The organism is Niabella ginsenosidivorans (genome assembly GCF_001654455.1).
Classification (GTDB): Bacteria; Bacteroidota; Bacteroidia; order Chitinophagales; family Chitinophagaceae; genus Niabella; species Niabella ginsenosidivorans.
Window position 1 is genome coordinate 2,017,468 of sequence record NZ_CP015772.1, and the last position, 17,091, is coordinate 2,034,558.

The following is a 17,091-nucleotide window of genomic DNA, read 5'->3' on the forward strand; positions in this document are numbered from 1 at the left end:
TTGTTTGAAAAAAGGATGCGCTCCAAACAACAAACCGGGGGAATTAAATAACTTTTGCTTCTTCATGCAACAGGCGCACCAGTTCCTGCACATTATCAGGATCGATCAGCTTCACACCTGCTTTTGCCGGGGGGAGGCTGAACGTTTCCGTAACGGTTAACGCTTCTGCTGCAGCGGGCTCCACTACTTTTAACGGCTTGGTGCGGGCAGCCATAATGCCCCGCATATTGGGAATGCGCTGCTCTGCCATACCTTTATTACAGCTCACCACAACCGGAAGGCTGACCTCATTTACTTCTTCGCCTCCCTCAATTTCACGGGTAATAGTGGCTGTGGTGCCGTTCAGTTCAAATCTGGTAGCAAGGGAAACATAAGGAAGGTCCAGCAGCTCCGCTACCATTCCGCCTACGGCGCTCCCGTTATAATCAATGGTTTCTTTTCCTAAAAAGATCAGATCAAAACCGCCTTCTTTGGCTACTTGGGCAATCTGGGTTGCAATTCCAAAGCTGTCAGGGTTGTCTGCGTTCACACGGATCGCTTCATCACCACCTAATGCCAGGGCCTTGCGGATAATGGCATCAGCATCCGGCCCGCCTACATTAATTAAATGAATAACGGTGGACGCATCCGCCTCTTTTAGCTCAATGGCCCTTACCAGGGCATAATATTCATCGTTGGGATTAATGATCCATTGCACACCCGCGGTATCAAATTTCGTATTATTATCCGTGAAAGCTATTTTTGCCGTAGTATCAGGCGTCTTACTTATACAAACTAATATCTTCATATCGAACTTGTTTTTGAATGAAAGTTGTTTATGCAACTAAACAAATATAACAGGCGTAAGGTAATAAAAAAAACGAATTTAAAAAATTGATCAGCATGAACCGGATCATCAGATTAGAGGAATTATTAAAAGAGCAGCCGGAGGATGCTTTTATGAACCATGCGCTGGCACTGGAATATATAAAAGCAGGGGAGGAGGAGAAAGCAGAAAAAGTATTCCGGAAAATTTTATCCACAAATCCTGATTATGTGGGAAGCTACTATCATTTGGGAAAACTGCTGGAGCGGAAGGGTGATGAGGGGGAAGCGGTCCGCATTTATAAAAAGGGCATGGAAGCCGCCAAACGGATGGGAGATACACATGCTTATAACGAGTTGAGAGCAGCCTGTGAGTACCTGGAATTTTAGAGCGCCTGTTCTTTCCTTTGAAAGAGTGGCAGTATTGTTGAGCAATATTTTTTGAGCAGAAGTCCCTGTTCCCACAGTATCAAAATCAGTAAATGGAGTTGTTAAACCGGTTTATAGAAAATATTCACAAGCACTATCTTTTTACAAAGAAAGATCGCTTATTGCTGGCAGTGAGCGGCGGTGTAGACTCTATGGCACTGACGGGGTTGTGCAAAAAGGCCGGGTTCGATTTTGGAATTGCGCATTGCAATTTTCAGCTGAGGGGCACGGCCAGTGATGCGGATGAAGCATTTGTAAAAGCATGGGCGGGAAAATGGGCGGTACCATTCTACAGCATCCGGTTTAACACCGGGTCATTTGCTGCTGAAAACAGGCTGTCTGTACAGGAAGCCGCCCGGGTATTACGTTATGAATGGTTTGAGGAGCTGCGGAGCAGGAACGGGTTCGATTATATACTGACCGCCCATCATGCCAATGATACGATTGAAACCCTGCTGATGAATTTTTTTCGCGGTACGGGAATGAACGGGTTAACGGGAATAAAAGAACAGAACGGCGTTATTGTACGCCCGCTGTTGTTTGCGAAAAGAACGGAACTGGAAGCCTTCCTGGAGCAGGAAGGGCTAAGTTTTGTACAGGATGAAAGCAATCTGAAAAACGATTATACCCGTAATTTTATACGGAATGAATTGTTACCGCAAATAGCGCGTGTTTACCCGGAAGTGGAACAGAACTTAATAGCGAATATCGACCGTTTTAAAGAAGCCACCCGCTTGTACCAACGATCTGTTGAACAGTATAAAAAGAAGCTGCTTCTTGTGAAAGGCGCGGAAATACATCTACCTGTGTTGCTGCTGCTGAAATCAGCAGCTCCTTCCACGGTATTGTTTGAGCTCATTAAAGAATATGGCTTCAGTGCTGCCCAGGTGCCGGAAATTATGCGCCTTACGGAATCCGGATCGGGACATTATATCGTTTCTGCCACCCACCGGGTGATCCGTGACCGCAGGCACCTGATCCTTGCGCCCCTGCAGGCCGTGGAAAACGCGCGGGTGCTGATTGAGCAGCCGGGCCGGTTTCCTTTTAAAGAAGGTGTGCTGGCTGTAAAGCAACTGCAACTGGAAGACCATCGTATTCCCACAGATCCGGGAACAGCCTGGCTGGATGCGGCGGAGATCCGGTTTCCGCTGATACTGCGTCCCTGGAAAACAGGTGATTATTTCTACCCGCTGGGCATGACAAAAAAGAAAAAGATTTCCCGCTTCCTGATCGATAAGAAATTATCGCTGATTCAAAAAGAAGCGGTTTGGGTGGTGGAAACGGACCGGAAGATTATTTGGGTGGCAGGGCAGCGGATGGACAACCGGTTTAAGGTTACGGAAAGGACAAAGCAGATTATTGAGTTAAGATTTTTAAAAAGCTGACGATCAGCAGGCTATTCCCCGTTGAAAAAGTGGCGGGGACAGCCTCTGCCTGTTCAAGACAAATGGCTTAAATAAATGAAAGGCAATGTCGTCCTGACGAAGGGCATTAATATCCATCGCTCGGGGCTTCGTCAACAGTTCGACAGGCTCCTGTGACAATCAGCCTGACAATGTTTTTGTCATTTTAAAGAACTGCTTATCGCAGGCAGGCTTAAATCCTGTTTATTGTGGTTCATATTGAAGGGAACAGGAGCGATGATATACCTGTTTTCTGCTATCTTCACAGTTTAAGAAATGAGAGCTAAATAATGGCAAAGAAGAAAAAGACCGGTCTATATATTGGAATTGTGCTGTTAGCAGCGGTATTGTTCACCGTATACCAGTTTTTGGGCCCGGTGACTCACAAAACGGAAAAAGGTTTTTTATATATAAGAACAGGAACAACCATGAACGCGCTGAGGAAACAGCTGGTCAGCGAAAAATTCCTTTCAGGCCTTACCTGGTTTGATCTTGCGTCCCGGGCAATTGGCTTTAAGGAGATAAAGCCCGGGAAATACAGGGTGCCCCGGGGCACCAGTATTATAAACCTGGTGCGCCGCCTGAAAAATGGCACGCAAATCCCGGTGGATTTTGTGGTAACAAAGATCCGTACCAAGGAAATGCTGGCGGGCAGAATGGGCAGGGCCTTTGAATATGACTCCCTCCGCGCTATACAGTTTTTAAGCAATAATGATTCTTTGCGTTCTTATGGCCTGGATAGCAATACGGTAATGGCCGCGGTGTTGCCGCTGAATTACGCAATAAAGTGGAACACAGCCCCGGAGGATCTTTTTGATAAATTTTACGAAGCCTATAAAAGATTCTGGAATGAAGACCGCCTGAAAAAAGCTGCAGACAAAAGGTTAACCCCTCTGCAGGTCATCACCATTGCTTCCATTATTGATGAGGAGACCAATATTACGGCCGATAAGTCAAAGATTGCAAGTGTATATATGAACCGCCTGGAAAAAGGAATGCCCCTGCAGGCGGACCCGACCATCAAGTTCGCATTGAAAGATTTTGGGCTGAAGCGTATTTTACTACAGCATCTGAATATTATTTCACCTTATAACACCTACCGGAACAAAGGGCTGCCGCCGGGCCCCATCTGCACGCCGCAACTGGCAACGGTTGATGCGGTTCTGGACGCACCCCAAACGGATTATATTTACTTTGTAGCGAACAGTAATTTTGATGGTACCAGTGTATTTTCTTCAGACTATGCCACGCATAAGAAGTATGCAAAGATGTACCAGGATGCGTTAGATGCACAAATAAAGATACGAGACAGTCTGAATGCGCTGAAATGAGCTGGTTAAGCACCATAAAAAACAAAGTGGCCCGCTCCCGGCCGGTGAGCTGGACGGTCCATAAAAGCAAAACCGTATCCTTACCGGGTTTTGAAAAGGTGTCGCCTTTTGATATGTTCAGAAAATTTGTTGAGCAATTAAAAGACGATAATATTATTGAGCGGGCCTCGGCTATTTCCTATAATTTTTTTATGGCCATTCCGCCCACGATGATCTTTTTGTTTTCATTGCTTCCGCTGTTCCACATTGACCAAAGTGTAAAAGATGAGATCAGCAACCTGATCACCAGCATTATTCCGGAAAGGAGGAACTACGGGCCGATCCTGAAGTTCATAGACAGCGTGATCGAACACCGGCGCACAGACCTGTTGTCGTTTGGTGTGCTGTTATCACTGTTCTTCTCATCCAATGCCATTATGGGGCTTATGCGCACTTTTGATAAGGATTTTCCGGGATTTGTGAAGCGCAAAGGCTTGCAGAAAAGGGGCAATGCGTTAAAAGTAACATTGGTTTTGGATTTCCTTTTTGTAATATGCATTGCATTGCTTGCCGCACAGGGCAAAGTGCTGGAATGGATCGGTATTAAAGAAGAATGGCTGAAGAGCCTGATCGGGTATACCCGCTGGGTGCTGATCATATTACTGTTTCTCACCATTGTGTCGTATATCTACCGGGCAGTGCCTTCTGTTAATAAGAAGTGGCCCTGGATCACTCCCGGCTCTGTTATTGCCACTTTCTTTATGATGGTACTGGCGGCGGGTTTCTCCTGGTGGGTAAGCAGCTTTGGCAACTTTAACAAGTTGTACGGATCATTAGGAACTGTGCTGATTGTACTGATATATATATTTATAAACTCCCTGATCCTGCTGGCAGGATTTGAAATCAATGTAAGCATCCGCGATATTATCCTGAAGCGAGAAGCCGGGCAGCACAACCTGTTGATGGAAGATGTGCTTATCTGACCTGTAAAGTCGTATTATTTTTTCCTGGTTATTAAACGTAGCGCGTCTTTTACCGTCAAAACAGGAATGCTGCCGGTTAACGATATTTTAATGTGCCTCCCTTAAAAAGTTAAAGTATTTTTATAACGCAGTTGTAAACGATATTGCTTCATTAAAAAAAATGTAACTGATGGATACCAGAAGGGAATTCCTTAGAAAATCAATGATCCTGTCCGGTGCCGCGGGTTTTCGCGCGGCGGTGCCGGATTCTATTTTAAAAGCGCTTGCTATTGACCCTGCACCGGGAAGCACGTTCCTGGACGCAGAGCATATTGTGATTCTGATGCAGGAGAACCGCTCCTTTGACCACTGTTTTGGAAGCCTGCAGGGCGTACGCGGCTTAAATGATCCAAGGGTTATTACCCTGCCGGATCAGAAGCCCGTATGGTTCCAGACCAATGATAAGAACGAGACCTATGGCCCCTTTCGTTTGAATATAAAAGAATCCAAGGTTACCTGGATGGGCTCACTGCCGCATTCCCGCCCCAGCCAGGTAGACGCATTTAATAGCGGGAAATATGATAAATGGCTGCAATCAAAAAAATCCGGCAACGCTAAGTATGCGCAAATGCCGCTGACCATGGGCTTTTATACAAGGGAAGACCTGCCGTTCAATTACGGGATGGCAGATGCCTTTACGATTTGTGACCAGAATTTCTGCTCGGCCATGACCAGCACTACCCCTAACCGTTCTTTTTTCTGGACGGGGAACATCCGCGATCATGACGATGGCTACCCGCGTGATAACATCCGCAATGATAATTTTGCCCATGCAAAAATGACCTGGAAAACTTTTCCTGAACTGCTTTCAGAAAATAATATTTCCTGGAAATTCTATCAGAATGAAATATCCTGTGGCGGTGGCTTCAAGGGAGAAGAGCGTTCCTGGCTGGCCAACTTTGGATGCAATCTTTTAGAATTCTTTAAGGCGTATAACGTAAAATTTACGCCCTATTATATTGAAAATTTAAAAAAACAGGTAGAACGGCTGCCGGGAGAGATTAATAAACTGCAGGAAGAAAGCCCCTCCAGCGATGAAGCAGCCCAACGGATAAAAAATGCCCTGATAAAGAAACAGCAGGCGCTGGACAATGCCACAGCAGAGTTAAAACAATGGAGCGCGGAGAATTTTAATAAACTTACGGATGAGCAAAAACAGCTGTTCTATAATGCATTTGTAAACAATAAAGGCGATAAGAATTACCGCAGCCTTTCACAACTGAAATACACGGATGGCGGAAAGGAGCGTGTGGTAACCGTACCCGCGGGAGATGTTTTTTACCAGTTCCGCAAAGATGTGGATGCAGGCAAGCTGCCTACTGTTTCCTGGTTTGCCGGTCCTCAGAATTTTTCTGATCACCCCAGCGCACCCTGGTATGGCGCCTGGTACGTTTCTGAAATACTGGACATTCTTACCAAAAACCCCGAGGTATGGAAAAAGACCATTTTTATTGTTACCTATGATGAAAATGACGGGTATTATGATCACGTGCCCCCGTTTTCCATTTGTGATAATAACAAGCCCGGTACCGGTAAATGCAGCGCAGGTATTGATACAGAAATAGAACATGTGCGCCTGGAGTATGAGCTGAAGCAGGGCATTGCTAAAAAACAAGCCCGTGAGGCACCGGTAGGCCTGGGCTTCCGGGTACCCATGATCATCGCCTCTCCCTGGAGCCGGGGAGGGAAAGTTTGCTCCCAGCTTTTTGATCATACTTCCACATTGCAGTTCTTAGAAACCTTTGTGAACCAGAAGTACAAAAAGAATATTCACTTTGACAATATCAGCGCCTGGCGCCGTACCATCTGCGGGGATCTTACTGCAGCCTTTAGCCCGTTTGACGGCAAACCTGTAGAACGCGTTCCTTTTCTGAAAAGAGACGCTTTTGTGGAAACGATCTTCAACGCGCAGTTTAAACAGGAACCGGGCAACTTCAACCAGCTTTCAGCGGGTGATTTGCAAAAAGTGATTGAAAACCCGGCAGCACTTGCCTTTATGCCGCAGCAGGAAAAAGGCACAAGGCCTTCACTCTCGCTGCCGTATGAGCTGTATGCAGACGGGAAATTGTCAAAAGACAAAAAGCATTTTGAAGTGGTATTGAAGGCGGGTAACCAGTTCTTTGGAAAAAAAGCACAGGGATCGCCTTTTACGGCGTATGCTCCTGTAAACTATAAAGAAGGGGATGCCGCAGAGGTTTGCCGCAACTGGTCTTTTGCCGTAAAGGCCGGCGATGCGCTGCAGTATGAATGGCCCGTACGGTCATTTGACAATAACAGCTATCATTTAAGGATCCATGGCCCTAACGGCTTTTACCGCGAATTTAAAGGTACTGCTGATGACCCGGACTTTGAGCTGGGTTGCGCTTATGAAACGGACAATAAGGGTAAACCCACCGGGAACCTGTTATTAAAACTGAACAGCAGCGCGCCTGTTAGTATTGAGATTGCTGATAATGCCTATAAAAATGCTACCCTCCGGAAGCAGGTAAGCGGCGCCCAGAATGTAGTGCTGAACCTGGATAAAAGCGGCGGATGGTATGATTTTTCTGTTAAGATAACCGGCAGCAATGCTTTTGAAAAGCGCTATGCAGGCCGCGTGGAAAAGGGCACCGACAGCATTACGGATCCTTTTATGGGCCGTGTGGTATAAGCTACAGAACCGCTACATATACTTTAGTGGTATAATGTATGGTAATATGGTTATTGATCTGGTACCTGTTGAACAGGTCTTTCAGATCAGTAACCATATTTATATAACCGGCATCCTGCCGGGCAGGCATATAGGAAGAGGAAAGCAGCCTGCCTTCCAGGCCGGTGTAATCCAATACCTGTTGATTGGGGAACGCTTTTAATGTGACCTTATGCGGAGTAAAAAATTGTTCAATGGCTGCTTCATCAATGTTCCGGTGGGCTACTTTTTTATATTGATTACCGTGTTGCCGGATCAATTGCTCATACTCTTTCTCAAAGGGAGACCCTGTAAGCCGTTCATTCCATATTAACGCGGCTATGCCCTCCGGTTTCAGGACCCGTTCAAATTCGGGCCTCGCAAGTTCCCTGTTGAACCAGTGGAAGGCCTGCCCGGCAAAAATGGCGTCGACACTTGAATCAGAAAGGGTAGTTGCTTCTGCTGTTCCGTTAACTGCTGTAAAGTGGTTATAGCCTTCCAGTTGCTCCCTGCTTTTTTCACGCATTTTCGTGTTAGGTTCTATTCCTAAAACAGTATAGCCTTTTTTAAGGAACAGTTCGGATGAAATGCCGGTTCCGGAGCCGATATCGGCAATGGTCATTCCTTTGTGCAACTGAAAATCGTTTTCAAGAAAAGTGACCACCGCTTCGGGATAATGCGGCCGGTATTTTACGTAATCTGCTACGCGATTGCTGAAACGGGTTGTACTGTCAGACATAAAAAAGGCTATGTGCTCCAAAGTTACAACCTTTGCAAAGAGCGCTTACTTAATAGTTTTCAGATGCTGTGCAATGGCCAGTGATTTGATGCGTTTTGAGATGGATAAAAAATCCTGCAGGCGGGAAGGGGAGAGGTAATTAAAAAGCCGGATTTCATGCAGAAAATAAAGATCCGCATTCGTGATGGCTGCAGCCGTATTGCCTGAATAAACCTTTACCAGCAGGTTGACCAACCCCCTGGTAATGTTATTTTCACTATCAGCCTTAAAATAGATCTTTCCATCCTGGGTGGTGGCGGTAATCCATACCTTTTTACTGCAACCTGCCACAAGGTTTTCTTCCTTTTTTTCTGCTGTGTCTAAATCATTATCAGACGTAGTTATTTTTCGTAAATGTCTGAAATAAGAGAACCGGTTCAGGTAGTCGGTAAAATGGTCAAATTCGCTGATGATGGCGTCCTGTATTTTATTGATATCCATTTTCTATGTAGTTTGGTAGACAATAATGCTGATATAATAACGTAAAAATCCCGCATTTATTGCCTGATGCACAAAATGGAAATTATAAGGAGGTGGTATTTGTAACTAAATGATTACGATAGTATTGTAATTTTTAACATCGCCCGGGTTACTATTTTCTGTATAAAATGTGCCTATTAATCCTGTTTATGGATCTCGCTGCTGAAATGAAATTCAATATCAGGATTATTGGTTATTTCTGTATTTAAAAACCATTCGCTTTGCGCCAGGTAAACCAGGTTTCCGTCTTTGTCTTCCCCGGTATTGGCCAATTTGAATTTGCTGAACTCATCCAGCTTTTTGGCGTCCCTGCTGGTTAACCAGCAGGCTTTATAAAACGGAAGTGCCCGGAACTCAACAGAAGCGCCATACTCATGCAGCAGGCGATACTGGATCACCTCAAACTGTAATTCCCCTACACATCCGACGATTTTTTTTGTTCCTCCAAACTGGGTAAACAACTGGGCTACTCCTTCATCCGTTAATTGTAATAATCCTTTTTCCAGTTGTTTTGTTTTCATAGGGTCTTTATTGACCACTTCCTTAAACAGCTCCGGGGAAAAAGAGGGGATGCCGGTAAAGTAAAAATCCTCGCCTTCTGTTAAAGTGTCCCCGATCTTAAAATTCCCTGTATCAAACAGGCCCACCACATCACCTGCATAGGCATCCTGTATGATGCTTTTATCGCGCGCCATAAAAGAATAGGGATTGCTGAAACGCAGCTCTTTATCCAGCCGTACATGATGATAATATTTGTTGCGCTCAAATTTTCCGGAACAAACCCGGAAAAACGCGATCCGGTCGCGGTGCTTGGGATCCAGGTTCGCATGTATTTTAAAAATGAACCCACTCAGCTTATCTTCTTCTGCATCTACGGTTCTTTTTGTTGTTTCGCGGCTTTTTGGCGGGGGCGCAATACGGATAAATGTATCCAGCATTTCTTTTACGCCAAAATTATTAATGGCACTGCCAAAGAATACCGGCGATACTTTTGCTGCCAGGTAATCTGCCACATTCAATGCGCCGTTCACCCCGTCAACCAGCTCCACATCTTCCCTTAAAACAGCAGCATCTGCTGCGCCGATCTTTTGATCCAGGACAGGGTCGTTGATATCGGTGATATTTAAAGTATCTTCCTCCTCCGCCTTGGTATTGGCTGTAAACAACCGGATGTTTTGATCATAAAGATTATACACCCCTTTAAAATCCTTTCCGCTGTTGATGGGCCAGGTCATGGGGTGCAGCGCAATGCTCAGTTCCTTTTCAATCTCTTCCAGAAGATCAAATCGGTTCTTGCCGTCACGATCCATTTTATTGATAAAAACGATCACAGGAGTGTCTCTCATGCGTGTAACTTCCATTAACCGGCGCGTTTGTTCTTCCACCCCGTTCACACTGTCCACAACAAGGATCACGCTGTCCACAGCCGTCAAGGTCCGGAACGTGTCTTCCGAAAAATCCTTGTGGCCGGGAGTATCCAGCAGGTTGATCTGGATGCCTTTGTATTCAAAGCTCATTACGGAAGTAGCAACGGAGATACCACGCTGCCGCTCAATTTCCATAAAGTCAGAAGTAGCGGATTTTTTTATTTTATTACTTTTCACAGCGCCTGCCACCTGTATGGCTCCTCCAAATAAAAGGAACTTCTCCGTCAGTGTGGTTTTGCCCGCATCCGGGTGACTGATGATGGCAAAGGTGCGCCTGTGCATAATTTCATCATGATATTTCATAAGGGCGCGAAGATACTAATGAAAAAATTAGCAGGCATTGTTTGCCGGAAAATTATCTGATCCCAAACCGGTCCGTTTTTGAATAAACCCGACGGTTCTTATTTTTTCTTTGTTGTTTTTGTTTTTTTGGTAGTATGTGCTTTTTTAATAACGGTTGCTTTCTTTTGCTCAGCAGCCCTTACAGGTTTGCGGGTGCGGGAGGCTTTAGACGCCGGCGCTGCTTTGGAGCTTGTATGGGTTTTGGATCTTGCCGGTTTTAGTTTTGATACGGGCATGGGCATTGCCATTGCGGATCTTGCTTCTCCTTCCTCTTCACTGCTGCCTACTTTGTTTTGCATATAGTCTCCAAAGAAATCATATGCCTTGCGGGCCATATTGTACATATTGGAATTCATTTTATTGCCCAGGATGATGATCACGGCCTGCTCATCAATCAACCGGCCAAAGGCAGGGGTAAAGCCATGCCATTTGCCGTTATGATAAATTACATTCTTACCATTGGGAAGATTCAGCATCCGCCAGCCTAAACCGTAATTGTGTATGGAAGGTTTTTCATGGCTGTGCGGCTGGTAGGCGGTATCCAGCAATAAGGATTGCCGTATAAAGTTGGGGTTATAAAGCGCCCTGTCCCACTTAAACATGTCTTCCGGGGTGCTGTATACATTCTTATCGCCATAGGTGTTATCAAACATATCATTGACCCAAAGCGCCCCCGAGGGTTTGTAGGACATGATCACTTTTCCGCTGTCAGCAGGTGTGTAGATAAATGTATGTGACATGCCCAGCGGTTCAAAGATGGTTTCCTTTACATAGTCGGGAAACTTCTTACCGGTTATTTTTTCCACGATCAGCGCCAGTAGTACAAAATTGGTATTGCAGTAAGCAAACCTGGTGCCCGTCTTAAACATTGGCGCCGGTTTGTATTGCTCCAGGAAATGCAGCACATCATCATTGGAGATCATTTGTTTGGGCGGCCATTTGGTTTTGTCTTCCATTACAGACAGGTAGTTGGGCAGCCCGCTTCTGTGCGATAAAAGATTTTCTATGGTTACATCTGTATAAGGAAATCCCGGGAAATATCTTGTAACCGGATCCTGCAAACCGATCTTATTGTCCTGCACCAATCTTAGAACGGTAATAGCCGTAAAGGGCTTGCTGGTAGAGGCCAGGTGAAAAGCGGTAGAGGAGTCGATGGTATCTGTTTTATGATACGGGTCTTTGTATCCATGGTAGGATTCATACAGGATGTTGCCGCCTTTGGCCACCAGTATGCCTCCGTTGAACCCATGCTTTATCAGAGTAGAATCAAAAAAAGAACTGAGCTCCTGGTGGTACTTTGCTTTCTCCGCATCGCTTAATTGCTCAATTTCATACGTAGCAAGGTTCTTTGCATTCTGATGAACGCCCTGCTTTTGCTCCTGTGATTTCGACTTACAACCAATCGTTAATAATATCCCAACTAATGTAACTGCTATTATTCTCAAAGTGCTCCTGTTTTTTGAAGTGACAAATTTAAAGTTATATTATTCAGATAAAACTTATTACTGTAATATTTTCAAAATTGTTAACTTATTTAGATATTTGCTGTCATGACAAATAAAAAAGAAACCAGTTATCCAAAAGAGAAAATAAGGATTCTGCTTTTGGAAAATATCAGTGATGCTGCCGTTCAGCGTTTTAAAGATGAGGGATATACAAAAGTAGACAAGCTATCCAAGGCATTGACAGAAGATGAGCTGATTAAAGAAATCAAAAATGTACATATTTTAGGGATCCGTTCCAAAACGCGGATCACAAAGAAAGTGTTGGATGCTGCTGAAAAATTGCAGGCAATAGGGTGTTTTTGTATTGGTGTGAACCAGGTAGACCTTGCGGCTGCAACCAATAAAGGTGTTGTGGTATTTAATGCTCCCTACAGCAATACCCGTTCAGTGGCCGAGCTGGTAATTGCAAATGCCATTATGCTGATCAGAAGGATTCCTGATAAGAATATGGCGGCGCATGAAGGAATCTGGATGAAGGATTCAAAGGGGAGCTATGAGTTGCGCGGAAAGACCCTGGGAATTATCGGTTACGGAAATATAGGATCGCAGGTAAGCGTGCTGGCAGAGGCAATGGGAATGAAGGTTTTGTTCTATGATATTGAAACCAAACTGCCTTTGGGCAATGCAAAAGATGCCAAGACGTTAAAAGAGCTGTTACAGAAATCCGATGTGGTTACACTGCATGTTCCGGACACGCCTCAGACCAAATACCTGATCACGAAAAATAACCTCAGGTATTTTAAAAAAGGCGCTATTCTTATCAACTATGCAAGGGGAGAAGTAGTAGACCTCGATGATCTGAGCAAAGCAATAAAAGACGGGCACATCGGCGGAGCCGCCTTGGATGTGTATCCCTGGGAACCTGAAAAGAACGGGGATCAGTTCAGTTCACCAATGCAGCATTTACCTAATGTAATATTGACCCCGCACATAGGTGGCAGCACGGAAGAAGCCCAGGAAAATATTGGCATGGATGTAAGCAATAAGCTGTTTAACCTGATCGAAAAGGGCATTACCAACGGATCGCATACCGTACCAGCCTTGGCGCTTCCTTCCCAGGAGAATGTGCACCGCATCCTGCATATACATTATAATAAGCCCGGTGTGCTTTCTGAGATCAATACTTTATTGTCCAGGAATAATATTAACATCACCGGGCAGTATCTGAAAACCAATGATGAGATCGGGTATGTTGTTTTAGATGTGGAAAAAGGGGTTTCCAAAAAAGCGGCTGCGCTTTTAAAGGATGTAAAGCATACCATTAAGACAAGGTTGCTGTATTAGGATTGAGCTATCAGTATTGAGACCTTTAGACTTTCGGTTTCGTATCTCCATTATTGCATTTATTCTCAACACGCTCGTATTTTTAGGGGCACCAAAGGAAAGGGCCTAAGCGGTGAATGCTCCCGCCGAAATCGCTGAATAGCGCTGATAATTGCCCATCTGCGCTTCCGCTATTGGCGGAAGTCTGCGTTCCGAAGGTTCGGAACAGCAGGACATAACATGTAAGTAAGATTCCTTGCAGCCCAATAAACAAGGTTGCGTTTTTGTGGAAAGCTTTTTAGTCTGATTCAAATGTCACTTCTGTATTAAATGGTTAAAGAATTAAAAATTGCCAATTCTACTCAATATATTTTTAGAACAGGTAATTCTTAATGCCGTTGCATTTTCAGGCAGATCCTATTTCAGGAACAATATCAGCATCAGGTACTAAGTTTCGGGATTCGTATCCGGGCTTTTTACTTCTTATTTTTCTCAAAGTAGTTTTTTATACTATTTAGACATTCAAAGAGCGATGACAGATTACATGATACGTTGAAAACCAGTCCTGCTTTAGTTATGCTGCATTTCCACCCGGGTAACCCCGGTCGGACGGATATTTCAGCATCTATATATAGTATTATTCAACAGGCCCTGCAACAAAAACGGATCCCGGAACAAGTCCGGGATGACATCTTCAGTGTGGCCTGTAAGAATGATTGTCGTTGCCCCATCCGAACTTTCGGATGATTTTGTTTTTACAAATGGAAAACTCAATATGGCATACCTTCACCTGGTGCAATTTAAAAGAATCTAAATGGTATTATTCCTATTATCCTATGTGGTTAAAAAGTAAGTTTAAACAACTTCAATTTTAAAATGTAGAATCTAACATTCTATATTCAAGGTTTAAAATTTCTTATTTTCCTGTTTTCTTTTTTGCGGCTGCCTTCTTAACCGTTGTTTTCTTTGCAGCAGTCTTTTTTGCAGCGGCTTTTTTAGCAGGCTTTTCAAAAGCCCCGGGCAGTTCCGCCTCGATCATTTTTTTTACGGTTTCCAGTGGTAACTGCGCCACTTCTTCCGGGGTATATTTTTCACCGTTCTCTTTTCTTCCCAGTTTGACCATCTTTTTTCCAAAGCGGATAAAAGCTCCCCAGCGACCGTTTTCCAGAGCGATCTTTTCTTCGGGCCATTGCTGAATATAACGGTTGGCTTCTTTTTCCATCTTTGCCCTGATCAGTTCCTCTATATCCTTTTGTGATAAATGATCAAAATCATACCGGCGGGGCACATTGATGAACAGCTCATTCCATTTGATGAACGGGCCAAACCGGCCTTTGCCTTTTGTTACAGGTTTTCCCTCATAATGGGCAACAGGAGCGTCTGCAGCCTGTTTTTCCCTGATCAGTTCCACGGCCCGTCCCATGTCAACAGAGAAGGGATCTTCAGCCCTGGGGATCGAAATAAAATCATCGCCCCATTTTACATAGGGCCCGAAGCGGCCGATATTTACGGAAACTTCTTTCCCTTCATGTTCACCCAGGGTAACCGGCAGCTTGAAAAGATCCATTGCTTCCTCAAAAGAAATGGTTTCAATGCTCTGTCCTTTGCGTAAGGTAGCAAAGCGGGGCTTTTCCTCATCATCTGCATTGCCGATCTGGATCATCGGCCCAAAGCGGCCCATACGCGCAAAAACGGGCCGGCCGCTTTCGGGGTCCATTCCTAATTCGCGTTCTCCTTTTATGCGCTCTGCGGTTTCAATGGTATTGTCCACATCGCCTTTAAAAGGATGATAGAAATCATCGATGAGCTTATTCCATTGCAGTTTGCCGCTGGCAATTTCATCAAACTCTCCCTCAATCCTGGCTGTAAAGCCATAGTCCATAATATCCCCGAAATGCTGCTTTAAGAAGTCGGTTACCACCAGCCCCAGATCGGTTGGAAACAGTTTTGATTTTTCTGCACCGGTAATTTCAACAGCTTCTTTTGGGGTAAGCTGGTTTTCTTTTAAAAGAAGGGTGCGGTATTTGCGCTCAATACCTTCCTTATCCCGCTTTTCCACGTAGCCCCTTTTCAGGATGGTGGAAATAGTAGGGGCATAGGTAGAGGGGCGCCCGATCCCCAGTTCCTCCAGTTTCTTTACCAGCGAGGCTTCTGTATACCTGGGTGAAGGCCGGGTGAAACGCTCGGTGCCTGTCATCTCAACCAACGGAAGCTCCTGGCCAACAGCCAGCGGGGGCAACATGCCTTCCTGTAATTCATCTTCCTGGATATCTTCATCATCCCTGCCTTCATTATAGATCTTCAGAAACCCGTCAAATTTGATCACCTCGCCGTTAGCAGTCAATTCTTCCTTATTGGTGGATATCCGGATCTTTGCTGTTGTTTTTTCCAGCTGCGCATCTGCCATCTGGCAGGCCATTGTCCGTTTCCAGATCAGGTCATACAATCTTTTCCAGTCGTTGTGTTCAACAGCCGTATTGCTCATGTAGGTAGGGCGGATCGCTTCGTGCGCTTCCTGGGCGCTCTCATTCCTGTTCTTAAAACGCCGGAACTGATGATATTCTCCGCCATACATACTTTTAATGGTATTGGTAAGGTCATTAAGCGCCGTATTGCTGAGGTTCACACTGTCTGTACGCATATAAGTAATATACCCGTTTTCATAAAGCTGCTGGGCGATCTGCATGGTGCGGCTGACACTGTACCCCAGTTTCCGGCTGGCTTCCTGCTGCAATGTTGACGTAGTGAAAGGCGGAGCCGGGGTGCGTTTTCCCGGTTTTACCTGAATGTCGCTTACAGTATAGAGAGCGTTTACACAGGATTGTAAAAATTTCTCCGCATCTTCTGCTGTTTGATACCTGCCACCTTCTGCTTTAAAAGAAACCTGTTTTCCATTAGTGTCTGTGGCGGTAAAAATTGCGGAAATTTTAAAGCTGCTCTGCGGCTCAAAAGCATTTATTTCCCGTTCCCGCTCGGCTATTAAACGTACGGCAACACTTTGTACGCGGCCTGCGCTCAGGTTGTTTTTAACGCTGATCTTCCGCCACAGGACCGGGCTGAGCTCAAATCCTACTATGCGGTCCAATACACGGCGTGCCTGCTGCGCATCCACCAGGTTCATGTCTACATGCCTGGGCGATTGAACGGCCTGCTGGATGGCCGGTTTGGTGATTTCATTAAAAACGATGCGCTTTGTGGTGTTGGGATTCAGGCCAAGCACTTCACAAAGATGCCAGCTGATCGCCTCTCCCTCACGGTCCTCATCCGTTGCCAGCCATACTTCCTCGCTTTTGGAAGCCAGGTTTTTCAGATCGCGAACAACTTTTTCCTTACCGTCTGAAATCACATAACGGGGGTGAAACTGATTGTCAATATCAATTCCCATTCCCGCTTTTTCAAGATCACGGATGTGCCCGAAGCTGCTTTTTACCTGGAAATCTTTTCCCAGGAACTTTTCAATGGTCTTTGCTTTTGCAGGGCTTTCTACTATCAATAAATTCTTCGCCATAGTGCTATCTCAACTGCGCTTTTAAGCTGATTTTTGGGCAAGATTAAATTTTTTTTTTCAAATCGGCTTAATTTTTACCCATCTGTAAAAATAAAGGAAACTGGCTGAGCGCTTATTTACCCGTCCGGAACTGCTTATTAATATATTATTCC

At 45.0% G+C, this 17,091-nt stretch carries 12 protein-coding genes; 6 read left to right on the forward strand and 6 right to left on the reverse strand.

Annotated features, from left to right (window positions below):
• Window positions 1-43 precede the first annotated feature (43 nt).
• Complete coding sequence (locus A8C56_RS08440) at window positions 44-787, reverse strand: electron transfer flavoprotein subunit beta/FixA family protein (protein WP_067761781.1); 744 nt, start codon at window positions 785-787, stop codon at window positions 44-46.
• A 95-nt stretch (window positions 788-882) separates the two neighbouring features.
• Here A8C56_RS08440 and A8C56_RS08445 point away from each other — a divergent pair, with 95 nt between their 5' ends.
• From A8C56_RS08445 to A8C56_RS08465, 5 genes are all read left to right on the forward strand, one after another.
• Window positions 883-1,194 (forward strand): tetratricopeptide repeat protein, encoded by a 312-nt coding sequence (locus A8C56_RS08445; RefSeq protein ID WP_067761782.1) that lies wholly within the window; start codon window positions 883-885, stop codon window positions 1,192-1,194.
• A 92-nt stretch (window positions 1,195-1,286) separates the two neighbouring features.
• Window positions 1,287-2,618, forward strand: coding sequence for a tRNA lysidine(34) synthetase TilS (tilS, locus tag A8C56_RS08450; protein ID WP_067754470.1), 1,332 nt, complete (start codon window positions 1,287-1,289; stop codon window positions 2,616-2,618).
• 308 nt (window positions 2,619-2,926) lie between these two features.
• Complete coding sequence (mltG, locus tag A8C56_RS08455) at window positions 2,927-3,967, forward strand: endolytic transglycosylase MltG (RefSeq protein WP_067754473.1); 1,041 nt, start codon at window positions 2,927-2,929, stop codon at window positions 3,965-3,967.
• Window positions 3,964-4,929 (forward strand): YihY/virulence factor BrkB family protein, encoded by a 966-nt coding sequence (locus A8C56_RS08460; protein ID WP_067754476.1) that lies wholly within the window; start codon window positions 3,964-3,966, stop codon window positions 4,927-4,929. The genes mltG and A8C56_RS08460 overlap by 4 nt, the downstream gene beginning before the upstream one ends.
• Window positions 4,930-5,098: 169 nt before the next feature.
• Window positions 5,099-7,618: a phosphocholine-specific phospholipase C gene (locus A8C56_RS08465; RefSeq protein ID WP_067754479.1), complete on the forward strand. Its 2,520-nt coding sequence runs from the start codon at window positions 5,099-5,101 to the stop codon at window positions 7,616-7,618.
• 1 nt (window position 7,619) lies between these two features.
• On the opposite strand, the gene A8C56_RS08470 is transcribed toward A8C56_RS08465, so the two are convergent.
• From A8C56_RS08470 to A8C56_RS08485, 4 genes are all read right to left on the reverse strand, one after another.
• Entirely contained in the window at window positions 7,620-8,375 is a 756-nt protein-coding gene (locus A8C56_RS08470) for a class I SAM-dependent methyltransferase (RefSeq protein ID WP_067754482.1), read from the reverse strand.
• Window positions 8,376-8,420: 45 nt separating this feature from the next.
• Window positions 8,421-8,855 (reverse strand): SufE family protein, encoded by a 435-nt coding sequence (locus tag A8C56_RS08475; protein WP_067754485.1) that lies wholly within the window; start codon window positions 8,853-8,855, stop codon window positions 8,421-8,423.
• 176 nt (window positions 8,856-9,031) lie between these two features.
• The gene (locus A8C56_RS08480) at window positions 9,032-10,624 is read right to left on the reverse strand and encodes a peptide chain release factor 3 (RefSeq protein ID WP_067754488.1); all 1,593 of its coding nucleotides are present in this window, start codon (window positions 10,622-10,624) and stop codon (window positions 9,032-9,034) included.
• A gap of 98 nt (window positions 10,625-10,722) precedes the next feature.
• The gene (locus tag A8C56_RS08485; protein WP_084490119.1) at window positions 10,723-12,108 is read right to left on the reverse strand and encodes a serine hydrolase domain-containing protein; all 1,386 of its coding nucleotides are present in this window, start codon (window positions 12,106-12,108) and stop codon (window positions 10,723-10,725) included.
• 105 nt (window positions 12,109-12,213) lie between these two features.
• Here A8C56_RS08485 and serA point away from each other — a divergent pair, with 105 nt between their 5' ends.
• On the forward strand, window positions 12,214-13,452 hold the full coding sequence (serA, locus tag A8C56_RS08490) for a phosphoglycerate dehydrogenase (RefSeq protein WP_067754491.1): 1,239 nt from the start codon (window positions 12,214-12,216) through the stop codon (window positions 13,450-13,452).
• Between the two features lie 895 nt (window positions 13,453-14,347).
• Here the strand turns inward: serA and topA are convergent.
• Window positions 14,348-16,939: a type I DNA topoisomerase gene (gene topA / locus A8C56_RS08495; protein ID WP_067754494.1), complete on the reverse strand. Its 2,592-nt coding sequence runs from the start codon at window positions 16,937-16,939 to the stop codon at window positions 14,348-14,350.
• Window positions 16,940-17,091 lie beyond the last annotated feature (152 nt).

Bases quoted from the DNA above. Each gene is read 5' to 3' on its own strand.
- A8C56_RS08440 (WP_067761781.1), bottom strand. From the start codon at position 787: ATGAAGATATTAGTTTGTATAAGTAAGACGCCTGATACTACGGCAAAA.
- A8C56_RS08445 (WP_067761782.1), top strand. From the start codon at position 883: ATGAACCGGATCATCAGATTAGAGGAATTATTAAAAGAGCAGCCGGAG.
- tilS (WP_067754470.1), top strand. From the start codon at position 1,287: ATGGAGTTGTTAAACCGGTTTATAGAAAATATTCACAAGCACTATCTT.
- mltG (WP_067754473.1), top strand. From the start codon at position 2,927: ATGGCAAAGAAGAAAAAGACCGGTCTATATATTGGAATTGTGCTGTTA.
- A8C56_RS08460 (WP_067754476.1), top strand. From the start codon at position 3,964: ATGAGCTGGTTAAGCACCATAAAAAACAAAGTGGCCCGCTCCCGGCCG.
- A8C56_RS08465 (WP_067754479.1), top strand. From the start codon at position 5,099: ATGGATACCAGAAGGGAATTCCTTAGAAAATCAATGATCCTGTCCGGT.
- A8C56_RS08470 (WP_067754482.1), bottom strand. From the start codon at position 8,375: ATGTCTGACAGTACAACCCGTTTCAGCAATCGCGTAGCAGATTACGTA.
- A8C56_RS08475 (WP_067754485.1), bottom strand. From the start codon at position 8,855: ATGGATATCAATAAAATACAGGACGCCATCATCAGCGAATTTGACCAT.
- A8C56_RS08480 (WP_067754488.1), bottom strand. From the start codon at position 10,624: ATGAAATATCATGATGAAATTATGCACAGGCGCACCTTTGCCATCATC.
- serA (WP_067754491.1), top strand. From the start codon at position 12,214: ATGACAAATAAAAAAGAAACCAGTTATCCAAAAGAGAAAATAAGGATT.
- topA (WP_067754494.1), bottom strand. From the start codon at position 16,939: ATGGCGAAGAATTTATTGATAGTAGAAAGCCCTGCAAAAGCAAAGACC.